Below are 1,243 nucleotides of genomic sequence, written 5' to 3'. Positions count from 1 at the left end.
GGTCGAAGGCCCGCTCACCGATCGGCGGCGCGTCGGCCGCCGGGATCTGCTGCCAGTAGGGCAGTTCCGCGCTGTGGTCGGCCTCGGCCACGTGGTGGGCCCAGCGGCGCAGCGAGGTGCCGGTCGCCGGCAGCTCCAGCGGGGCGTCCACACCGAGGCGGGCGACCGCCTCGGTGATCTCCTCGGTCAGGATCCGCCAGGACGGGCCGTCCACCACGAGGCGGTGCGCCACGACGAGCAGCTCGTCGGTGCGCTCGTCCTCGAAGGTGAACAGCACGAACTGCGCCATCACGCCCTCGGCCGGGTCGAGGCGGTCCACCGCGGCGGCGAGCTCGTCGCCGCGCAGCCAGTCGCCGTCGGTGCCACGGGCGACCCGGACCTCCCGGACCAGCGGCTCGACGTCGACCAGCGGCTGCGCCTCGAACGTCCAGCCGTCGCCCTCGCGTCGCACGCGGGTGCGCAGCGCGTCGTGGCGCTCGAAGATCGCCTCGAGCGCTTCCAGCAGCGTCCACCAGTCCAGGGCCTGCGGCATCGCCAGCGTCACGGCCTCGGCCACGCCGTCGAAGTGGTCCTGCGCCAGCAGCAGCGCCGTCGCCGGGTCGACCGGGATCTCGCCGACGCCGCCGCCCGGCAGTTCCCGCAGGCCGGTCTCGGTGGCGCCGGTCAGGGTCGCCGCGGCGGCCAGTGCCGCCACGGTGCGCTGGTCGAAGACCTCGCGCACGCTGAACGCCACGCCCGCGGCCTTGGCCCGGGCCACCAGCTGGATGGACAGGATGCTATTGCCGCCGAGGGCGAAGAAGTCGTCGTCCGCGCCGATGCGGCCGGATTCGGACTTCTTCAGGCCGAGGACGTCGGCGAACACCTCCGCCACGATCCGCTCCGCCGGGGTCGACGGCGCGCGGTAGGCGGCCTGATCGAAGCTCGGCGCGGGCAGCGCCTTGCGGTCGAGCTTGCCGTTGGCGTTGAGCGGCAGGGCGTCGAGCACCACGAAGGCGCTGGGCACCATGTAGGACGGCAGGTCCTCCGACAGCGCGGACTGCAACGCCCGCCGGTCGAAGTCCTCCACCGAGCGGCCCGCCGCCGGGACCACGTAGGCCACCAGGCGGTCGCCCAGGTTCGGGTCGTTGTGCGCCAGCACCGCCGCCGCCGACACCGCGTCGTGGCGCAGCAGCGCCGCCTCGATGTCGCCGAGCTCGATGCGGAAGCCCCGGATCATCACCTGGAAGTCGGTGCGGCCCCGGTA

At 74.1% G+C, this 1,243-nt stretch carries 1 protein-coding gene; it reads right to left on the bottom strand.

All coding sequences use genetic code 11. The features are described from left to right. The coding region (locus tag QH283_RS10185; RefSeq protein WP_280502771.1) for an AMP-binding enzyme at positions 1-1,243 on the bottom strand (1,243 nt) is incomplete at both ends.

The sequence above is a fragment of the Nocardia farcinica genome (genome assembly GCF_029867845.1).
GTDB classification, from domain to species: Bacteria; Actinomycetota; Actinomycetes; order Mycobacteriales; family Mycobacteriaceae; genus Nocardia; species Nocardia farcinica_A.
Note: the sequence above shows the minus strand (reverse complement) of the source record. Positions and strands in the feature narration are given on the sequence as shown.